This window comes from Pseudomonas sp. 01L34 (assembly GCF_056400265.1).
Window position 1 is genome coordinate 1 of record NZ_JBFTSX010000030.1, and the last position, 1,001, is coordinate 1,001.

Annotated in this window: 1 protein-coding gene; it reads left to right on the forward strand. The window is 62.8% G+C overall.

Translation table 11 applies throughout. The features are described 5' to 3' along the window. Positions 1–1,001 (forward strand): calcium-binding protein (locus AC1DQM_RS29815; protein WP_477747258.1); only part of this gene is annotated, 1,001 nt, incomplete at both ends.

A 1,001-nucleotide genomic window follows, 5' to 3' on the forward strand; every position in this document is an offset into this window, starting at 1 on the left:
CCGGCGCCGACACCCTCAGCGGCGGCAGTGGCGACGACACCTACGTCATCGACAACGCCACCGACAAGGTCACTGAGCTCGCCGACGAAGGCCGCGACCTGATCCGCACGACGGTGAGCTACACCCTCTCGGCCAACGTCGAAGACGGCCTGTTACTGGGTACAGCGGCACTTAATTTGGTCGGCAACGAACTCGATAACAACCTCACTGGCAACGCCGCCGCCAACCTCCTCGACGGCAAGGCCGGGGCTGATACCCTGGACGGCGGTGCCGGCAACGACACCTACGTGGTCGACAACCTCGGCGACACGGTGATCGAGCGCGGCACCTCGCTGAGCGAAATCGACACGGTGCTGTCGTCGATCAGCTACACCCTGGGCAGCAACCTCGAGAACCTGACCCTCACCGGCAACGACAACCTCACCGGTACCGGCAACGCCCTGAACAACGTGCTGATCGGCAACAGCGGCAACAACGTGCTGGACGGTGGCCTCGGCGCCGACGTGATGATTGGCGGCTTCGGCAATGACACCTACGTCGTCGACAACCTCAAGGACGTGGTCGCCGAGACCAGCACCCTGCTATCTGAAATCGACACCGTGCGTTCCTCGGTGAACTGGACCCTGGGTGCCAACCTGGAAAACCTCACCCTGACTGGCAGCGACAACCTCACCGGTGTCGGCAATGCCCTGAACAACGTGCTGACCGGCAACAGCGGCAACAACGTGCTCAACGGTGGCGCGGGCCTGGACACCATGAGCGGCGGCGCCGGTGACGACACCTATGTCCTCGACCAGGCCGGCGAACTGGCGCTATTGCAGGATGATGCTGATCAAGGCCGTGACCTGCTGTACATCAGCTACACCTCGACCCTGGCCAGCAGCACCGTCGATCTCAGTCAAAGCAACCTGCTGAACGTCGAAGATGTCACCGTCACCGGCCTCGGTGCCTTCACCGTGATCGGCAACGACCTGAACAACACCCTGCTCGGCAACGCCTAC